This window comes from Streptomyces sp. H27-C3, assembly GCF_030063415.1.
GTDB lineage: Bacteria > Actinomycetota > Actinomycetes > Streptomycetales > Streptomycetaceae > Streptomyces.
Genome location: NZ_JASITA010000009.1, coordinates 88,958 through 107,644 on the forward strand (window position 1 = coordinate 88,958; position 18,687 = coordinate 107,644).

The window sequence follows — 18,687 nt, forward strand, 5'->3', positions numbered from 1 at the left end:
CCCCCCCGCCCCCCCCCCCCCGCCGCCCACCACCCCCTTGGAGCAACTCCTACAGGTCTTCCGGCAAGAGACGGTCAACGATCGTCGGCGGCTAATGCTCCCGCACGATCACGACAAACGAGATGACTTCCTTGTAACTGGAGAGGCCGAGGCGCGTGGTGTGGTAGATACGGACGTTGTTTTGCTGATGCTGCTTCGGCTTCGAGCCGCTTGGGTTCGTCGGTTCGGTTGGGCGATGACGCGCCAGTTGAGAGTCTCGGCAGGGTATTCGGCGCTGGATTGCTGGCGCTGGGAGCCCAACTCGGAGAGAAGGCGGCGGACGTTGTTGCCGTTGGCTTCAGCGCGAGCGAGGGTGGTGGTCAGCGCAGGCCAGGAAGGGTCGGCCATGAGGCGGTCGGCGTCGTCGGGGATGGCTGCGCGGAGGTCCTTCTCGAAGCGGCGGGCCGTCTCGGCTCGTGGGGTGCGGCGGCTCAGGTCTGCCAGGACGGGGGTGGCGGCCTGCTGGTAGCCGGCCTGGAGGTGGCGGAAGGCTTCGTCGGCTGCTGCGGCTTGCTGTTGGTGGCCTCGCTGCTCGTGCCACTTGGCGGCTGCGCGCGCCAGGTGCACGGTGGCGAAGAGCAGGGCGATGGCGAGTCCGCCGGGCTCGTTGGAGGCATAGGTGAGTTCCTTGGCGGCTTGGCGCAGGGCGGTAGCGGCCTGGTGGTCCGCGCGGGTGGCGGATCGGCGGGCGCGGTTGAACGCCGTGGCTGCTGCGCGTAGCTCTGCGCGGTGCGGGCCGGGTGTGGCGCTGGCGATGTTGTAGAGGGCGCCGCCGAAGGCGGCGAGGTGGGCCTGGGCGGCGGCATCGTCGTCGGAGTCGAGGGCGGTGTGTGCCGTCTGTATCGCGGCGATGGTGTGCTGCCACGGCTCGGCGGGATCTCCTACGAACCGCGGGCGGTCGGCTATCTCCTGGTCGGTGAGGTTTTCGCGGAGGCGATTGATGGAGAGGTCGGGGGAGAGCTTCGATCCGCCGTACCAGACGGGTTCGCCGGCGCTGTTGTTGTCGCCGGGTGCGGCGAGGCTGTAGCCGATCACGTCGCCGCTCTCGGGGCCGAGGCGTGTCTTGACCTTGATGCCGAGGGACTGCAGCACGGTGAAGTAGTCGGCCTCGGTCTGCACGGCGGCGGCGACGGCGTATGCCCGCTCGCGCAGCCACTGTCGTGCTGTCACGGTCTGGCCTTGGCGCTCGGCCTTGGCGCGTTCGGCACCGGTGGGGGTGCGAGGCGCGGTGAGGTCACCGGACTTCAGGCGGCGCAGGCCGAACTCGGCCTCGATCCTGCGGCACTCCGCCTGGGCCCGTCGGCCGTCCTGGTGGGTGCGTGGGCGGCGTCCGTCGGCGCGGACGGTGGTAGCCATGATGTGGATGTGGTCGTCGGCGTGGCGCACTGCGATCCATCGGCATGCCCTCTCGTCGCCTTCAGGGGCGATGCCCGTGGCATGCACGACGCGGCGGGCTACCTCGGCCCACTCGGCGTCGGTGAGGTAGCGGTCGCCGGGCGCGGTGCGGACCGGGCAGTGCCAGACGTGCTGCGGTGGCTTCTTGCCGCCGAGCTCGCGGGTGCGGAGGTCGACGTGGTGGTCGAGTCGTTTGGCGAGCTGGGAGTAGGTTGCTGCCGGGTCGCGGCCGGGGTCGGGGGCGCCGGCCATGTCCCAGGCGGCGACGATGTGGGGGTTGGTGTGTTCGTCGCGGCGGCCGGGGCCGAAGAGGTAGGCGATCAGTCCGCGGCTGTCGGAGCCGGTGGAGACGTCAGGAACCATGAACCTTTCCTCCCGCCAGGAGTTGGTCGATGAGGTGGAAGCTGTTCTGCGCTGCTTGCTCGACGCGGTCGAGAACGGTCTCGGCGCGTTCGGGCAAGGTTCCTCGGTTGATGGCTGCGGTGATCTGGTTGAGGTTGCCGCCGATGCGGTTCAGCGCGACCGTGTGCGCCTCGACGGCCTCGATCAGTGGGCGCAGAGGATCGTCCTCCGGACTGCCGACCATCCCCGCCTTGCCCTGCGCAACAGCCAGGGCCGCGTCCCCGACGAATCCGGCGAACCTCTGACCGCGCTGGTGAGCGGCGGCGCTGATCACCTGGACCGCAGTGCGCGTGAAGCGGATGGTCTTCTCCTGGTCGCGCTTCTCCACGGTGCGCTTGCGGTTCATCTGCGCGGGCAGGACGGGGGCGTCGAGATCACGCCAGGACGGCTGCTCGACGAGCGGTGGGACATCGGCTGGCGGATTGCGAGAAGCTACGGGGTCGGCTGTGGGCCGGCAAGAGTCCTCAACCACTCCCTCCTCCGGCTCGGGCGCCCCTTGGCGCTCGGCCTTGTCCTCCGCCACCCCTGGGGCGGGGGCAAGCGCGGACGAAGCCTCGTTAGAGGCTCGTTCGCTCCAGCTTGCTGCTGGTCGTCGGGTGAGCCTGAACAGTTTCCTGCGGCGGCGGGAGGTGGTGTCGTCGGCGTTCGATTCGGGCATGGTGGTGCTCCGTCAGTCGTGTGGGGTGGTGCGTCGTCGCATCCGTCGCATCCGTCGCGTGGCTGGTCAGCACAGGTACGGAGACGACCGCAGGTACGGAGTGATCCGTAACGCCGCGGAGATCCGTCCCCGCGCTGACCTGCGCGGGGACGGATGCGACGGATTGATGCGGACCTGGAGTCAGCGAGTGGGCCTATGGCCTGCGGGCCCTCCCGGCGTGCCGGTGGGCAGCGTCCCGGACGGAGGGGCGGGCGGCCTGCCCTGGGCCGGTCGTGCCGGGACCCCGGCGCTGGGTACCGATGGGGCGGGGTCAGGGCAGTAGCGGGCCCAGGAGTCCACGAACTGGTTACGGGCGTACGCCTTGGCCTGCCTGCCGTTTTCGAACCGGTGGTTGGCCGGGCTGATACCGAAGTCGCGCAACAAGTTCGCCAGGTGATAGGCGTTGAGCCCCTTCGTGCCGTACTCCGCCCACGGGGCCTCGGCGTCCTGGATGAGCACGGCGAGCAGGTCCTGACTGCGCAAAGCCTCCCTACCGCCCTCCTGATCGAAGGCACGGCGGATGTCGCGCAGCAGCCGCGTCTTCAGCGTCGTCTGCTCGTCCTGGACCACCTCGCTGCGCGTCATCGCCAGACAGGCCGCACGTGCCAGCGCGGGCCAGTGCCCACCGGCGAGATCGGCGACGATGACCAGCGGCTCCCATGTGTCGGCGGCGCGGTCCTCGACGGGCATCTTCGGCACCGAGCCCGCGACGGTGCCGCGCAAGGGGACCAGCCAGTCGGCCAGCCGGTCGCGCAGCGCGTGCAGTTCTGGCACGGAGTACCGCGAGCGGAACGGGGTGATCCGCTCGCCCGGCTTCCGCTTCTGCATCCGGATGACGATCGCGCGGTCCATGATCGTGTCCGGCAGGTCGCCGATGCCGGCCAGCGCCGCCATCGCGAAGGTGGGGAACGCGGTCGGCTTGTGCTCCGGCCCGGAGATCCGCCAGGCGGGCCGGTTGCGCTGGTGCCCGGCGTTCAGCAGGCCACGCAGGTCCTCCTTGTCGCCCGCCTTGGGGCCGAAGATGGTGTCGGCCTCATCCACCAGCAGCGTCGGCGGATTCTTGCCGATGACGCGGAAGACGACCGCCGGGGAGGTGTTCACCGTCATCATCGGCTGGTGGACGGTCTCGTAGAGAACGTCCAGGAGACGGGACTTGCCGCACCCCTTGGTCGGCCCGACCACCGCCAGTCGCGGCGCGTGCTGGAGGCCAGGCTGGATGTGGGAGGCCGCGACCCAGAGTGTGACGGCGGTCAGGGCCTCGTCACTCGGCAGTACGACGTACCGCCCGATCGCCGTACGGAGGTCATCCAGCAGCGCGGGGCCTTCGCCTGCCGCCCCGCCGCCGTCTTGGATTTCTGGTCCGCCTGGATCAGGCTCGCCTGCGCTGCCCGACGCGGTCGTCGGGGCACTGACCTTGGCAGGTCGCGAATCGCGCGTGCTCCGGTGCGGAGCATCGGTGGCCGGACCTCCGACGGCGGGGCGTGCTTCCCGGTCACGAGGCAGGCCCTGGCCCGGGACTGCGATGGGCGGCCAGACAACACCGGATGTGTTCGAGGCGGCGGGGGACGTAGGGTCCTTCATAGACGTTCCTCTCGGGTGGAGGGCGAGACGGACAAGGTCCCGCCTCTCACCGGTTCGTTCGTTCAGGGATGGGCGACGTGCAGGGGAATTCCCGGCCCTCGGCGTTGACGCGCCGGGGGCCGTTCCTGCGTCTGGGCGGGGCGGCGGCTCATGAGGCCAGGCCCCACTCGTGCTCGCCGTCGATCAGCGCGCGCTCGTAGCGCAGCAGTTCGGCCTCGGGGTAGAGCACCCGCTTGCCGACCTTGATGCCGCGCGGCCCCTTCTTGAGCTGGCGCCAGTAGCGGACGGTGCTCTCGGCGGTGCGGTAGCGCTCGGCGACCTCGGCGGTGGTCAGGTATCGCATGCGTTCCCATTCGGCTAGGTGGCGATTCGATCTGCATAATCAGTACCTCATGAATCGGCGGTTAGCCAAACCGGGAAGCCCATGTTTCAATTTGGATAGCGACGGTCGCGATGGAGGTTCGATGGCAAGCGAGAAGGCCGAGGGCGGCGAAGTGCCGCTGCTCTACAGCGAAGGCAACGTGGCGGGCCGCGTGGCCCTGGAGCGCGAGGTCAGAGGGTGGAGCACAACCGAGCTGGCCGAACGCGTGACCAGAGCCGGAGTGAAGATGAACCAGACGGCCGTGTGGCGCATCGAGAACGGCTCACCCCGTCGCCGGATCAACCTCGACGAGGCGCTCGCCTTCTCCCGCGTCTTCGAGCTCCCCCTCGAAGAGCTGATGTCGCCGCCCCTCGAAGGGCTCGACGTCGACAGCCGGCGGCTCGTCCAGGAAGCCGTCGAAGCGTTCTACGAAACCCGTGACGCCCGCGATCGTCTGCACCGTGCCGTGGTCGCCGTCGCCGACCACATCAAGGCCCACCCGGACAGCTCGCGGGCGATCCACGAGCAGTGCCTCCGTCTCATGGGCGACGAGCGAGACGCCCGTCTCCTCAGCGGCGACATCGAGGACGGGGGTCACTACTGACAACCAGCATGAAGGAGAAGTCACTTGGCGAACGTCCAGAAGCGGCCCAACGGCAAATGGCGTGCCCGCTACCGCGACCTCGACGGCAAGGAGCACGCCCGGCACTTCGACCGCAAGGTCGACGCCCAGCGTTGGATCGACGAGGTCACTGCCTCGCTCGTCACCGGGCAGTACGTCGATCCCCGCGCGGGGCGGGTCTCGTTCGAGACGTACGCGAAGCGCTGGGAGGATTCACTCATCGCAGGTGAGGCCCGCGAGCGCATCACCGACAACGCGCTCCGGCTCCACCTCATACCGGCCCTCGGTGCGCGGACCATGGCGGCGATACGCCGCAACGACGTACAGGTCCTGTTCAAGGCGCTGTCCGGGCAGCTCTCGCCAGGCAGCGTGCGCAACGTCTACGACGTACTCGTACGGCTGATGACGGCAGCCGTCTACGACAAGGTGATCGCCGAGACGCCCTGTTGCAAGATCACCCTTCCCCCGCTGGCGGACGAGGAGATCACCCCGCCCACCGTCGCGCAGGTGGCGGCGATGGCCGCCGTGATGCCGCCGTACCTCCGCGCAGCCGTCGTCGTACTCGCCGGATCGGGCTTGCGCATAGGGGAGTTGCTGGGGCTGAAGGTCTCGGACGTGGACTTCAAGCTCGGCACGATCCGTATCGAGCGGCAGCGGCTTCAGTCCGGCCTGATCGGGCCGCCGAAGACCAGCAAGTCGCGGCGTACGGTCCCGGTCGGCGAGGTCGTCACCGACGCGCTGCTCACGCATCTCGCCGCACGGCCGTCGCGGGAGTGGCTGTTCACGATGGAGGAGGGGGAACCGCTCAACTACCGACGCTGGAAGACGGAGTGGAACTGCGCACGCAGGGCGCTCCAGGCGGCGGAGAAGGAAGCCGCCGAGCGCGAGGGCCGCAAGCCCGTGGAGCTGCCGCGCATGGTGACCCACGACCTGCGGCACTTCTTCGCCTCCGCGCTCATCGCGGGCGGGGCGAGCGTCAAGCAGGTGCAGTTGGTCCTCGGCCACGCGTCCGCCGTCATCACGCTGCGGATCTACGCGCACCTGTGGCCGGGCGAAGAAGACCGCACCCGCTCCGTCATGGACGCCGTGCTCGGCGGCCTGCGGACCGGGTGCGGACAGGTAAGCGATCTGACTAGCGAAACCGCAGGTCAGACGGCCTAACCAGAGATCAAGCCTTCTTGGTCTCCCAGAAGATCTTGTCGATCTGGGCGATGTAGTCCAGCGCCTTCTGGCCCGTCGCCGGGTCCTTCGAGCCCTTCGCGGCGCTGAGCGCCTTCAGGGTGTCGTTGACCAGATGGTGCAGCTCGGGGTACTTCTCGAAGTGCGGGGGCTTGAAGTAGTCGCTCCAGAGCACCGAGACGTGGTGCTTGGCGAGCTCCGCGCGCTGCTCCTTGATGACCGTCGCGCGCGCCTGGAAGTGCGCGTCGTCGTTCGCCTGCATCTTGTCCTGGACGCCCTTGACCGACTCGGCCTCGATGCGGGCCTGGGCCGGGTCGTACACGCCACAGGGCAGATCGCAGTGTGCGCTGACCTTGACCTTGGGGGCAAACAGTCGGGAGAGCATGAGCTTCCTTCCTCGTGATCGTCTTCTCATGGGGGACATTACTCCGTGAGAGGCGTGTTTTGGCGGGTGCCCCCATGGGCTTAGGCCAAAAGTCCAGGGTGAGTATGGGACTGGTGGAGGATCGGACCGGGAGGTACCGGATGACGGATCAAGGGCGGGAGCCGGGAGCGCTGTTCGGAGTCGCCGAGGTGACAGGTCTTTCCATGGTGCCCACGCTGCGGCACCGGGATCAGCTGCTGGTGCACTACGGAGCGCAGCTCCGTCCGGGTGCCGTGGCCCTGCTGCGCCATCCGTTGCAGCAGGATCTGATCATCGTGAAGCGGCTGGTCGAGCGACGCGACGCCGGCTGGTGGGTGCTCGGGGACAACCCTGACGCCGAGGTCGTGGACAGCCGGGCGTTCGGCGTGGTGCCCGGCGAGCTGGTGCTCGGGCGGGTGCGGGCGCGGTACCGGCCGATCAGGGCAGGGCGTCAGCGGTCCGCCGGTGTGGTGCTGTCCTGGCTGGTGTCGGCCGTGCGGCCGGTGCTCGCCGAACGCTCCGTCTCCAGGCGCTTGCGGGCGCGGTAGGCCGCGACGTTGGCGCGGGTCGCGCAGCGGTCCGAGCAGTAGCGGCGGGAGCGGTTGGTCGAGGTGTCGAGATAGGCGTTGCGGCACGGCGCTGCCTCGCACAGGCCCAGCCGGTCCGCGCCGTGTTCCGTGAGGTGGAAGGCGAGGCCCATCGAGGCGATGGCCGCGTAGCCCGCGGTCGCGTTGGAGGGGTGGTCGGCGAGGTGCATGTGCCAGTCGGGGCGGCCGTCGTCCTTGTGTACTTCGTGTCCCGAGATCTGTGGGCTGACGGGGAACTCCATGAGGAGTGAGTTCAGCAGGTCCACGGCCAGCGTCTCGTCGCGGCCGTCCGCCGCCTCGAAGATCGCGCGCAGGCGGGCCCGCACCGAACGGAAGCGGGTGACGTCCGCGTCCGTGGTGCGGCGGGCCGCCTGGGCGTTGCCCACGAAGAGCGCGCGGACCGCGTCCACCGAGGTGAGGGAGTCCTTGTTGCGGGCCGGCTCCTCGGTGTTGACCAGGCGCACGGCATAGTCCGAGTAATAGGCCAGTTCCACTTGTAGTCCTTACGGCGGCGGTCTAAGGTCTGAGTAATAGCTGGTCTTGCTTCGAGGGTATTACGTAGCGAGTGTTCGCGTAGCGAGTGCATCCGTAGTGGGTGCTTGAGTAGTGGGTGTTTGCGTAGTGGATGCAGTGGAGGCGTTCTGATGGCGGAGACAGTGACGGGAACCGACTGGCGGGCCTGGCAGGAGAGCTGGGACCGGCAGCAGGAGTGGTACATGCCCGACCGCGAGGAGCGGCTGCGGGTGATGCTGGACATGGTCGAGGCCTTCGTCGGCCACGAGCCGAGGGTGCTGGACCTCGCGTGCGGTACGGGAAGTATTACGGACCGGCTGCTCACCCGGTTCCCGCGAGCCACCAGTACGGGTGTGGATCTTGACCCCGCGCTGCTCGCCATCGCCGAGGGGTACTTCGATGGGGACGAGCGGGTCGGGTTCGTCACCGCCGACCTGAAGGACCCGCACTGGGTGAGCGCGCTGCCGTACGACTCGTACGATGCCGTCCTCACCGCCACCGCTCTGCACTGGCTGCACAACGAGCCGCTCACCACTCTGTACGGGCAGCTCGCCGGACTCGTCCGCGACGGCGGCGTCTTCATGAACGCCGACCGCATGAAGGACGAGGGAACCCCGCGCATCAATGAGGCCGAGAGTGCGCACCGGCACGCGCAGATGGAGCGGGGCCGGTCCGCGGGTGCGCTGGACTGGGCCGACTGGTGGGCGCTGGCCGCGAAGGACCCCGTACTCGCCGGGCCCACCGCCAAGCGTTACGCGATCTACGGCGAGCACGCCGACGGCGCGACACCGAGCGCGGAATGGCACGCGCGCGCCCTGCGCGAGGCCGGGTTCGCGGAGGCGCGGACGGTGTGGGGCTCGCCCTCCGACGCGCTCGTTCTCGCCGTGAAGTAGCGAGACACGGAACGGGCGGGACATAGAACGGGGGAGGCGGTACGGCCCATCGGCCCGTACCGCCTCCCCCGTCGTCATCCCGCCGCCTCGGCTACAGCACCTTCGACAGGAACGCCTTCGTACGGTCGTGCTGAGGGTTGTTCAGCACATCGCGCGGGTGGCCCGACTCGACCACCACGCCGTCGTCCATGAAGACCAGCGCGTCGCCGACCTCACGCGCGAAGCCCATCTCGTGCGTGACGACGATCATCGTCATGCCGTCCTCGGCGAGACCGCGCATCACGTCGAGCACCTCGCCCACCAGCTCAGGGTCGAGCGCCGACGTCGGCTCGTCGAAAAGCATCAGCTTCGGCTCCATGGCCAGCGCGCGGGCGATCGCCACGCGCTGCTGCTGGCCGCCGGAGAGCTGCGCCGGGTAGTTGCCGGCCTTGTCGGACAGGCCGACCCGGTCGAGCAGCCGCTCGGCCCGTGCGCGGGCCACGGCCTTGGACTCGCCCCTGACCTGGATCGGCGCCTCCATGACGTTCTCGGTGGCCGTCATGTGCGGGAACAGGTTGAAGCGTTGGAAGACCATGCCGATGTCCCGGCGCTTCAGCGCGACCTCGCTGTCCTTGAGCTCGTACAGCTTGTCGCCCTTCTGGCGGTAGCCGACCAGATCCCCGTCGACGTACAGCCGGCCGGCGTTGATCTGCTCCAGGTGGTTGATGCACCTGAGGAAGGTCGACTTGCCGGAGCCGGACGGGCCGACCAGGCAGAACACCTCACGGGGGGCGACTTCGAGGTCGATGCCCTTGAGGACGTGGACGGGGCCGAAGGACTTGTGGACGCCCTCGGACTTGACCATGGCGGTCATCGCGGGACCTCCGGACGGCGCAGGGACAGCACGTTCGTCTTGACCTTCTGCCAGGGAGTGAGGGGCAGTTCACGCAGCGCACCACGGGCGTAGCGGCGCTCCAGGTAGAACTGGCCGATGCTGAAGACACTGGTCAGCGCCAGGTACCAGAACGAGGCCACGAACAGCATCTCGATCACCGCGTAGTTGCGGCCGGAGATGATCTGCGCGCTGCGCAGCAGGTCCGGGTAGGACACCACGGCGACGAGCGACGAGGTCTTGAGCAGGTTGATGAACTCGTTGCCCGTCGGCGGGATGATCACTCGCATCGCCTGCGGGAGCACCACACGGCGCATGGTCTTCGTCTGAGTCATGCCCAGCGCGTGCGACGCCTCGGTCTGGCCGTGGTCGACCGACTGGATGCCGGCCCGCACGATCTCCGCCATGTAGGCGCCCTCGTTGAGGCCCAGGCCGAGCAGCGCCACGACGAACGGCGTCATGACGTCCGACATCTCGTCCTTGTAGATGAACGGGATCTCGAACACCGGGAAGATCAGCGCGAGGCTGTACCAGAGCAGCAGCTGCACATAGACCGGGGTGCCGCGGAAGAACCAGATGTAGAGCCAGGAGACACCGCCGGTCACCGGGTTCTTGGACATCCGCATCACGGCGAGGACCACGCCGAGCACCAGGCCGATGAGCATCGACAGGACGCTGATCAGCAGGGTCCGGCCCATGCCCGCGATGATGTTGCCGTTGGTGATGTAGTCACCGACGGTGGCCCAGCGGACGTTGCCGCCCGCGAAAGCGAGCACCAGCCACACCAGGACCGCCAGCACCACTGCGCCGCTGACATAGCGGCCGTAGTGGCGGACCGGAATGGCGCGGATGTTCTCCGGCCGCTCCTTGGTCACGGTGGGCCCGGTTGGGACCGGGGCGGGGGATTCGCCCGGTGGGGTGTCGGACGGCCCCTTTTTGAACTTTTCACTCATGGGTAGTGCCCTTCGAGCCTTCGGGACGTGTGCGGATCACTTGCCGCCGTTGATGGCGGACTTCTCGATCGCGCTGTCCGAGGCGCCCCACTTCTCCAGGATCTTCTTGTACGTGCCGTCCGCGATGATCGCGTCGAGGGCTTCCTTGATCGCGTCGCGCAGCTCGCTGTTGCCCTTGTCGACCGCGATGCCGAACGGCGCCGCGTCGACGGGCTCGCCGACGACCTCGAAGGACGCGCCGTTGTCGGCCGTCTTCGCGACGTGCGCCGCGACCGGGAAGTCGTTCAGGTCGGCGTCGGCGCCGCCGGCCTTGACCCGCACCTGGGCCTCGGCGTCGGTGTCGGGCGTCTCGATCGCGATCTTCGGCTTCTTGTCCTTCACGCACTTGGTGGACTGGGCCTTGGCCGCGTCCGCGTACGTCGTGCCGAGCTGCACGGCGACCTTCTTGCCGCACAGGTCGTCGAGGGTCTTGATGCCCTTGGGGTTGCCCTTCTTGACCAGAATGGCGGTGCCGGACTGGAAGTAGTCGACGAAGTCGACGCCCTTGCCGCTCTTCTTGCCCTCGTCCAGACCCTCCTGGCGGTCCTTGGTGTCCGTCATGCCGGACATCGCGAGGTCCACACGGCCCGAGTACAGCGAGCCGATCAGGCCGTCGAACTTGCCGTTCTCGAAGGTCACCTTCACGCCGAGCTGCTTGCCGACCGCCTCGCCGATCTCAGGGTCGATGCCGACGATCTTGTCGCCGTCCATCGACTCCATCGGGGCGTACGCGGCGTCCGTGCCGACCTTGATGACACCGGACTTCTGGTACTTCGCCGGGAGCTTGTCGAAGAGCGGCGCGCTGCTGCCCTTGACGGATCCGGTGTCGGCGTCCTTGCCGCCCTCGGTCTGGTCACCGCACGCGGTGAGCAGCAGGGCGCCGGCGACCGCGATCGCGCCGACCGCGACTGTCCGGGACTTCGCGGCGGTCTTACGACACGGGGCGCTTGCGGTCATGGTGGTTCCTCCGGCGGGATGGGGGAATGTTCGAGAGGTCTGGCACGCGGCTTCGAGTGTCACGACCCTGTGTGATTCAGGCATCTTGCCATTCGGACCGGCCCATTCAGGGTGCTCGCCATGTCAAAATCAGATAACGGGTGATCCCCGAACCCCGAGGGGCCGGTACATCAAGGCCGGACCTTCTGCGGGGTTGCACTGTTGTGACCGGAAAATCTCCGGTGCGTCTCGCGATGCGGAAGCCGAACATGGGGCGTACCGGAAGAGTCCCGACATTCGCGTATGAGTCGTATCACCCAGGTGATATGCACTCGTCGCCGTCGCTCCGGTCCGGTAAGAAGGACGTTTACACCCCTCATCCGGGGCCCAGGGCGCGTGTGCGGCGCGCCCGCGCGTATGTACCTCCTCCCTGCCGGGGCGGGCCAACCGCCCAGCGCGGGGAACGTACGCGGTGCCCACCCACCCCTCCTCAACCAGGAGTGGCCACCCTCAACTGATGATGAAGAATTAAGGGGTCAACACATGGCAGCGGAGATCGTCAATCCTCGCAGCGACAGCAGTACGGAGGGTGCTCCCGAGGAGCCCTTCGATCCGGTCTTCGCCCTGCACCGCGGCGGCAAGATGGCCATCCAGGCGACCGTGCCGGTGCGCGACAAGGACGACCTGTCCCTCGCCTACACGCCGGGCGTCGCCAAGGTCTGCACCGCTATCGCGGAGCAGCCCGACCTGGTGAACGACTACACCTGGAAGTCCAACGTGGTCGCCGTCGTGACGGACGGTACGGCGGTTCTGGGACTCGGTGACATCGGACCCGAGGCCTCGCTCCCTGTGATGGAGGGCAAGGCGATCCTCTTCAAGCAGTTCGGCGGCGTCGACGCGGTGCCCATCGCGCTCGCGACCACCAATGTCGACGAGATCGTCGAGACGGTCGTGCGGCTCGCCCCGTCCTTCGGCGGGGTGAACCTGGAGGACATCTCGGCGCCGCGCTGCTTCGAGATCGAGCGCCGGCTCCAGGAGGAGCTGGACATTCCGGTCTTCCACGACGACCAGCACGGTACGGCCGTGGTCACGCTGGCCGCGCTGCGCAACGCCGCGAAGCTCACCGGACGCACGCTCGCCGAGCTGCGCGCCGTGATCTCCGGCGCGGGCGCTGCCGGGATCGCCATCGCGAAGTTCCTACTGGCGGCCGGCATCGGCGATGTGGCCGTGGCGGACCGCAAGGGTGTCGTCAGCCGGGACCGCGATGACCTGACGGACGTCAAGCGCGAGCTGGCCGAGCTCACCAACCGGGCCGGACTGAGCGGCTCGCTGGAGTCCGCGCTCAATGGCGCCGACGTCTTCATCGGTGTGTCCGGCGGTACGGTGCCCGAGCCCGCGGTGGCTTCGATGGCGCCGGGCGCCTTCGTGTTCGCCATGGCCAACCCGAACCCCGAGGTCCACCCGGACGTCGCGCACCGCTACGCGGTGGTCGTCGCCACCGGGCGCAGCGACTACCCGAACCAGATCAACAATGTGCTGGCGTTCCCCGGAATCTTCGCGGGCGCCCTCCAGGTGCGGGCCTCCCGCATCACCGAGGGCATGAAGATCGCCGCGGCGAACGCGCTGGCGGACGTTGTCGGTGACGCGCTCGCCGCCGACTACGTGATCCCCTCGCCGTTCGACGAGCGGGTCGCCCCCGCGGTCACCGCCGCGGTCGCCGCCGCCGCGCGCGCCGAGGGTGTCGCCCGCCGCTGAGCCGGTCGCACATCGGTCGCACGTCGGTCATACCGGGCCGTACGGGCCGCGTCCCACCCCCACGGGGGCGGGACGCGGCCCGTTTCGTTTTTACGCCTCGCCGGACTTGGACTGTTGTGCGGGGGACTTGGACGCGCCGTACGAAATTCGGCCAACAGGCACCGGCGGTTCATACGAGGCTGTTGTGATTCCCAGCGCTGAACGTTCCCCCATCAGGAGGCGCTTGTGAATCTGGTCGTCAACGGAGATGCCGAGAGCGGGCCGGGCGGCACCGCCGAGCCGGTGCGATCGGTCACCGGTTGGAAAGTCACCCAGGGCGCCCCCGCGCTGGTCGGCTACGACGTCGGAGGCGGCTATCCGACCCCGTCCGACCCCGGGCCCGCCCGGCGGGGAAGCCGGTTCTTCTCCGGGGGCGTCAGCCGGCGGACGGCGCTGATGCAGGACGTCCAGCTGCCCCGCAAGGGCCCCACCGGGCAGGCCGCCGTCGACGCGGGCCGGGTCAGATTCGCCCTCGGCGCCTGGCTCGGCGGCTACGCCGCCCAGGAGGACGGCGTACGGCTCTCCGTGGAGTTCCGGGACCGCCAGGGCACTCCGGTCGCGCTGACCGTGCTCGGGCCCGTGACGGCGGGCGAGCGGGGTGGACGTACCGGCATGGTCGAGCGGGACGGGGAGGCCGCCGTGCCGCCCGGCGCCCGGTCGGCACGGCTGCTGCTGGTCTTCACCCGGACCGGGAGCGGCGCCTCCAACGACGGTTACGCCGACGCGATTTCCCTCACCCTGAGCACCGCTGGAGACCGGTCATGAATCTCAACCGCCGAGATCTGCTCAAGGCCGCGGGCGCGGTGGGTGCGCTCAACGTCGTATGGCCGCTGAGCGCCGGGCTGTCGCCCGCGCAGGCGCGCGAGGCCGCCGAGGTGCTCGGCGCACAGTACGACCCGGCGCCCTTCACTCTCGGAGTCGCCTCCGGTGACCCGCTGACCAGCAGCGTCGTGCTGTGGACCAGACTCGCGCCCGAACCCCTGGCCCCCGAGCAGCCACTGCCCGAGGTCGTCGAGGTGGAGTGGGTCGTCGCCACCGACCGGGCACTGCGCCGAGTCGTGGCACGCGGCGCGGCACCGGCCTCCGCGACGCTCGGCCACAGCGTCCATGTACCGGTCGGCGGGCTGCGGGCGGGCACACACTACTTCTACGCCTTCCGGGCGCTGGGGAGGACCAGCCGGGTCGGGCGGACCAGGACGGCCCCGGCGGGGCGGGTCGGCAAGGTCAGGTTCGCCGCGGCCAACTGCCAGGCCTTCCACGACGGCTTCTACGGCGCGCACCGCGCCATCGCCCGGGAGGACGTCGACTTCGTCGTCCACCTCGGCGACTACATCTACGAGCACGGCCCGGTCGGCGGCGACCACGTCCGCGACCACGACGCCCCGGAGATCCTCACCCTCACCGACTACCGGCGCCGGCACGCGCTCTACAAGGGCGACGCCTCACTGCGCGAGGCGCACGCGGCCCACCCGTGGTTCCTGACCTGGGACGACCACGAGGTCGTCAACGACTACTCGGGCACCGGCGGCGGCGCGCCCCTGATGCAGCGCCGGGCCGCCGCCTACCAGGCCTGGTACGAGCACATGCCGCACCGGGACGGCGGCGAGTCCTCGCTGCCCGACCCGGTGATCCACCGCAACCGCCGCTGGGGCGACCTGCTCGAACTCAGCGTCCTGGACCTGCGCTCGTACCGCTCGGCGCAGAACCTGCCCGACGGGACGATCCTCGGCGCCGGCCAGAAGGCGTGGCTCAAGCAGCACGTCGACCGGGCGCCGGACGCCTGGCACGTCTGGGCCAACTCGATCATGCTCAGCCAGCTGCGCGGGCGGCCCGGTGGCGGGTACATGTTCACCGACCAGTGGGACGGCTTCCTCGCCGAGCGCAAGGAAGTGCTCAACCATGTGCACCAGAGCGGCCTTGAGGACCTGGTGGTGATCACCGGCGACTGGCACTCCGCCTTCGTCGACGACATCAGGACCGACTTCGACGACACCGCGTCGCCGGTGGTCGGCACGGAGTTCACCGCGCACTCGGTCACCTCGGGGGCGTACTCCGCGGAGTGGAACGCCACCAACGGCCCGCTCATGGGCAAGGCCAACCCGCACCTGAAGTACTTCGAGGGCAACCGCTACGGCTACGACGTGTACGAGGTCACGCCGGAGCGGTTCACCACCCATATGCGGGTCATCGAGGACCGCAGGGACCCGCGCTCGCCCGTCTCGACCCTGACCAGCTTCCATGTGGACCGGGGGACGGTCGGCTCGTACGAGGACCCGGCGACGAAGAAGTCCGCCGCGCAGTACCGCAGGGACTGACCGCCGGGCCCTTCGCCCGGGTACGGGCGCGGCGCGTGTCACACCGTTGTGTGGTTCCGCCGCGTCCCGTACGCGCCCTATTCTCGGGATCATGTTCGCCGCCTACGCCGCACGCATCGATCGCGACCAGCCCCTGAACGGCCTCGAGCTGGGCGAACGCCCGGCCCCCGAGGTACGACCCGGCTGGACCACCGTCACCGTCAGGGCCGCCTCCCTCAACCATCACGACCTGTGGTCGCTGCGCGGCGTGGGCCTCGGCGAGGAGGCGCTGCCGATGATCCTCGGCTGCGACGCCGCCGGGATCGACGCCGACGGCAACGAGGTCGTCGTGCACTCCGTCATCGGCGAGAGCGGACACGGCGTCGGGCCGCGCGAGAAGCGGTCCATCCTCACCGAGAAGTACCAGGGGACCTTCGCCGAGCAGGTCACCGTCCCGATCTGGAACGTGCTGCCGAAACCGGCCGAGCTGTCGTTCGCCGAGGCCGCGTGCCTGCCGACCGCCTGGCTCACCGCGTACCGGATGCTGTTCACCAACGCCGGTGTTCGGCCCGGCGATTCGGTCCTCGTGCAGGGCGCGGGCGGCGGCGTCGCGACCGCCGCGATCGTCCTCGGCAAGGCGGCCGGCCTGCGGATGTACGCGACGAGCCGCGACGAGGCGAAGCGCGGGCGGGCCGTGGAACTGGGCGCGGTCGACGCGTTCGAGCCGGGCGCGCGGCTGCCGCAGCGGGTGGACGCCGTCATCGAGACGGTCGGCGCGGCCACCTGGTCGCACTCGGTTAAGTCGCTCAAGCCCGGTGGCACGCTGGTGATTTCGGGCGCCACGAGCGGATCGAACCCGGCGTCGGCCGAGCTGACCCGGATCTTCTTCCTTGAGCTGAGGGTCGTCGGCTCGACCATGGGCTCCAAGGACGAGCTGGAGGACCTGCTGTCCTTCTGTGCGGCGACCGGGGTGCGCCCGGTGATCGATGAGGAACTGCCGCTGGACCGGGCGCGCGAGGGCTTCGAGAAGATGGCGGGCGGCGACCTCTTCGGGAAGATCGTGCTGACCGCACCCTGATGACGGGGTGTTGCTGACATGCCGTCAGGCTGGTTGTATCCGGGCATGCCTGGGATACGAGCGGTCGCGGTCGGGGTGTGCTGTGGTGCGATGCTGGCGGCCGGAGGGCCGGGCCCCGCGGCGCACGCACAAGGCGGTCGGGGTGACGGCGGTGAGATCCCGCGGCTCACCGACGACCGCGGGCGCGTCCTCACCCTGCGCGGCTGGAACGTGGAGGACAAGACCAACCGGGGCGACGCGGCGCTGTCGGCCATCACCGAGAAGCACTTCCGTGACATGCGGGGCAAGGGCTTCAACTTCGCCCGCCTGCTGGTCTTCTGGGACGACCTGGAGCCGCGCCGCGGGCACTACGACACGCGCTATCTGCGCAAGATCGAGCGGATCCTGGACTGGGCGCGCACGTACGACATCCAGGTGCTGCTCGACGCGCACCAGGATGTCTTCGGCCCCGCGTTCGGCCACCGCGGCATCCCCGAATGGGCGACCCGCACCGACGGGTTGCCCTTCACGCCGAACCCCGACGACTGGTTCTCCGAGTACTTCCAGCCCGCTGTGCAGCGCGCCTTCACCCACCTCTACGAGGACCAGGACCTGCGGCGCGCCCAGGCGAAGATGTGGCGGACATTGGCCGACCGCTTCTCCGGCCATCCGGCCGTTCTCGGCTACGACTTGATCAATGAACCCATGGGCGAGCTGAGGGAGGGCGAGGATCTGCCGACGGCCGCCCGGCGCATCGAGCGCGATCAGATCACCCCGATGCACAACCGCCTCGCGGACGCGGTCCGCGCCGTCGACCGTGACAACTGGGTCTTCGTCGAGCCGACGCCGATCGTCGGTGAGGGCGTGCCGACCGGGCTCGGGAAGATCAAGGACCCGAAGGTCGTCTACGCCCCGCACTTCTACAACACCGCGATGGAGGCGGGCGCCGACTACGACCCTTCGGCGGGCTGGATCGAGTCCTACGAGGCCGCTGTCACCGCGTATCCGAAGGAGCATCGCGTCCCGGTCGTGGTGGGGGAGTGGGGCCCGCTCAACAACGCCCTGCCCGCCATGGGCCGCTTCTACCGCGACGCGCTCGCCTCGCTGAACCGCTACAGCTCGGGCTGGGCGGGCTATGTGTGGTGCTACGGAGGCGGCTACTGCGCGGTCGACGGCGCCGGCGACTTCCGTACGAACAAGGAGCAGACGGCCTCCCCGTACGCGGCGGCGGTCGCGGGCGCGGTGCGCACGGACACGTACGACCCGGCTTCGGGGGAGTACCGCCTGGTGTACGACGCGGGGCGCCGGGGGTCGCGCACGACCGAGGTGTCCCTGCCGCCGAGCGCGCACGGCTGGCGGATCACGGTCGACGGCCGGGCGTGGGCGTCGGTGCGCAGGGTGACGGCCGGGGAGAGCGCGGTCGTCCGGGTGAGGGCCAGGCCGGGGGCTCTGGTCGGGGTGCGGGTGTCGGTGAACCGTTGATGTCAACCAGGGGTGACGGGTTCGATCTGTCAACGTAAATTGACAGTTATGACCGAGGAGACGCACGGCGCCGGAGCGATGCTGGGCGGGGGAAGGTCGAGGCGCCGGTGGACGGGACACCGGCCGTTCGGGCGCGCCGCGAAGGGCGCCCTGGAGAAGTCGCTCAGGGTCGCGCTGGGGCGCGGCGACCGGTTCATCGGCGACGAGCGTCTGCTGCTGGCGCTGACCACGCAGCCGGGGGTGGTAGCGGACGTACTGGCGGAGTACGGAGTGACGTACGCGAGCGCGGAACAGGCGCTGTTCGGAACGGGCGGGGAGGGCGTGGCGAAGGCCGGGTGAAGTCGCGCCGGGGCTCCGGTGTGGGCGAGGGCGGGATTCGGGGGCGGTGCCGCGTCGGGGCGTCTCCTCGGGTGTCGAACCTTCGGGCAGCGCCGCGTGAGGTTCGCGGCGGTTGCGTTCGACACCCTGCGGGGAGCGCCCCGACACGGCCCCACCCGGCACCGGGGGAAGTCGCCCCGGTGCTCCGGGGGTGCGGAGCTGGTCTGTCCGGTGGAGGCATGGACGCCGGCCCGGCGCACTCAGTGCTCCG

General features: G+C 69.4%; 18 protein-coding genes and 1 pseudogene. 10 read left to right on the plus strand and 9 right to left on the minus strand.

The annotated features are described in order from the left end of the window. Nucleotides 1-108 precede the first annotated feature (108 nt). From QMK30_RS11245 to QMK30_RS11260, 4 genes are all read right to left on the minus strand, one after another. Nucleotides 109-1,797, minus strand: a complete 1,689-nt coding sequence (locus QMK30_RS11245; protein WP_283517285.1) for a relaxase/mobilization nuclease domain-containing protein — start codon at nt 1,795-1,797, stop codon at nt 109-111. Further along, a complete protein-coding gene (locus tag QMK30_RS11250) occupies nt 1,787-2,359 on the minus strand; it encodes a hypothetical protein (protein ID WP_283517471.1) in 573 nt (190 codons plus the stop codon). Before QMK30_RS11250 ends, QMK30_RS11245 begins: the two co-directional genes overlap by 11 nt. Before the next feature lie 315 nt (nt 2,360-2,674). Beyond that, nucleotides 2,675-4,114 (minus strand): DUF3631 domain-containing protein, encoded by a 1,440-nt coding sequence (locus QMK30_RS11255; RefSeq protein WP_283517287.1) that lies wholly within the window; start codon nt 4,112-4,114, stop codon nt 2,675-2,677. A 148-nt stretch (nt 4,115-4,262) separates the two neighbouring features. Continuing rightward, nucleotides 4,263-4,457, minus strand: coding sequence for a helix-turn-helix transcriptional regulator (locus tag QMK30_RS11260; protein WP_283517288.1), 195 nt, complete (start codon nt 4,455-4,457; stop codon nt 4,263-4,265). A 121-nt stretch (nt 4,458-4,578) separates the two neighbouring features. Here QMK30_RS11260 and QMK30_RS11265 point away from each other — a divergent pair, with 121 nt between their 5' ends. Both QMK30_RS11265 and QMK30_RS11270 read left to right on the plus strand, forming a co-directional pair. Continuing rightward, on the plus strand, nt 4,579-5,079 hold the full coding sequence (locus tag QMK30_RS11265; RefSeq protein ID WP_283517290.1) for a helix-turn-helix transcriptional regulator: 501 nt from the start codon (nt 4,579-4,581) through the stop codon (nt 5,077-5,079). A 24-nt stretch (nt 5,080-5,103) separates the two neighbouring features. After that, nucleotides 5,104-6,258 (plus strand): tyrosine-type recombinase/integrase, encoded by a 1,155-nt coding sequence (locus QMK30_RS11270; protein WP_283517292.1) that lies wholly within the window; start codon nt 5,104-5,106, stop codon nt 6,256-6,258. A 7-nt stretch (nt 6,259-6,265) separates the two neighbouring features. Here the strand turns inward: QMK30_RS11270 and sodN are convergent, their stop codons facing one another. Further along, complete coding sequence (sodN, locus tag QMK30_RS11275) at nt 6,266-6,661, minus strand: superoxide dismutase, Ni (RefSeq protein ID WP_283517293.1); 396 nt, start codon at nt 6,659-6,661, stop codon at nt 6,266-6,268. A gap of 140 nt (nt 6,662-6,801) precedes the next feature. On the opposite strand from sodN, the gene sodX reads away from it, so the two are divergent. Then, a complete protein-coding gene (gene sodX, locus QMK30_RS11280) occupies nt 6,802-7,227 on the plus strand; it encodes a nickel-type superoxide dismutase maturation protease (protein WP_283517295.1) in 426 nt (141 codons plus the stop codon). On the opposite strand, the gene QMK30_RS11285 is transcribed toward sodX, so the two are convergent. Beyond that, nucleotides 7,131-7,760, minus strand: coding sequence for a CGNR zinc finger domain-containing protein (locus QMK30_RS11285; RefSeq protein ID WP_283517297.1), 630 nt, complete (start codon nt 7,758-7,760; stop codon nt 7,131-7,133). The two genes, sodX and QMK30_RS11285, sit on opposite strands and share 97 nt — an antisense overlap. A 150-nt stretch (nt 7,761-7,910) precedes the next feature. Between QMK30_RS11285 and QMK30_RS11290 the strand changes: the two genes are divergently transcribed. Beyond that, nucleotides 7,911-8,672: a class I SAM-dependent methyltransferase gene (locus QMK30_RS11290; protein ID WP_283517298.1), complete on the plus strand. Its 762-nt coding sequence runs from the start codon at nt 7,911-7,913 to the stop codon at nt 8,670-8,672. Between the two features lie 91 nt (nt 8,673-8,763). Here QMK30_RS11290 and QMK30_RS11295 read toward each other — a convergent pair whose 3' ends face one another. Genes QMK30_RS11295 through QMK30_RS11305 form a run of 3 tightly spaced genes read right to left on the minus strand, consistent with a single transcriptional unit; the run spans nt 8,764 to nt 11,492 of the window. After that, nucleotides 8,764-9,525, minus strand: coding sequence for an amino acid ABC transporter ATP-binding protein (locus tag QMK30_RS11295; RefSeq protein WP_283517300.1), 762 nt, complete (start codon nt 9,523-9,525; stop codon nt 8,764-8,766). After that, the gene (locus tag QMK30_RS11300; RefSeq protein WP_283517302.1) at nt 9,522-10,496 is read right to left on the minus strand and encodes an amino acid ABC transporter permease; all 975 of its coding nucleotides are present in this window, start codon (nt 10,494-10,496) and stop codon (nt 9,522-9,524) included. Before QMK30_RS11300 ends, QMK30_RS11295 begins: the two co-directional genes overlap by 4 nt. Before the next feature lie 36 nt (nt 10,497-10,532). After that, on the minus strand, nt 10,533-11,492 hold the full coding sequence (locus QMK30_RS11305) for an ABC transporter substrate-binding protein (protein ID WP_283517304.1): 960 nt from the start codon (nt 11,490-11,492) through the stop codon (nt 10,533-10,535). 522 nt (nt 11,493-12,014) lie between these two features. Between QMK30_RS11305 and QMK30_RS11310 the strand changes: the two genes are divergently transcribed. The 6 genes and pseudogenes from QMK30_RS11310 to QMK30_RS11335 form a co-directional block, all read left to right on the plus strand. Beyond that, on the plus strand, nt 12,015-13,226 hold the full coding sequence (locus QMK30_RS11310) for an NAD(P)-dependent malic enzyme (protein ID WP_283517306.1): 1,212 nt from the start codon (nt 12,015-12,017) through the stop codon (nt 13,224-13,226). A gap of 225 nt (nt 13,227-13,451) precedes the next feature. Then, nucleotides 13,452-14,030 carry a phosphoesterase gene (locus QMK30_RS11315; protein WP_283517308.1) on the plus strand — a complete coding sequence of 193 codons (579 nt, stop codon included), beginning with the start codon at nt 13,452-13,454 and terminating at the stop codon, nt 14,028-14,030. Continuing rightward, complete coding sequence (locus tag QMK30_RS11320; RefSeq protein WP_283517309.1) at nt 14,027-15,580, plus strand: alkaline phosphatase D family protein; 1,554 nt, start codon at nt 14,027-14,029, stop codon at nt 15,578-15,580. Before QMK30_RS11315 ends, QMK30_RS11320 begins: the two co-directional genes overlap by 4 nt. Before the next feature lie 91 nt (nt 15,581-15,671). Next, nucleotides 15,672-16,637 carry a zinc-binding dehydrogenase gene (locus tag QMK30_RS11325; RefSeq protein WP_283517310.1) on the plus strand — a complete coding sequence of 322 codons (966 nt, stop codon included), beginning with the start codon at nt 15,672-15,674 and terminating at the stop codon, nt 16,635-16,637. Nucleotides 16,638-16,682: 45 nt separating this feature from the next. Next, nucleotides 16,683-18,098 carry a cellulase family glycosylhydrolase gene (locus QMK30_RS11330; protein ID WP_283517311.1) on the plus strand — a complete coding sequence of 472 codons (1,416 nt, stop codon included), beginning with the start codon at nt 16,683-16,685 and terminating at the stop codon, nt 18,096-18,098. 54 nt (nt 18,099-18,152) lie between these two features. After that, nucleotides 18,153-18,437: pseudogene (locus QMK30_RS11335) on the plus strand (Clp protease N-terminal domain-containing protein); the annotation flags it as partial. Between the last annotated feature and the right edge of the window lie 250 nt (nt 18,438-18,687).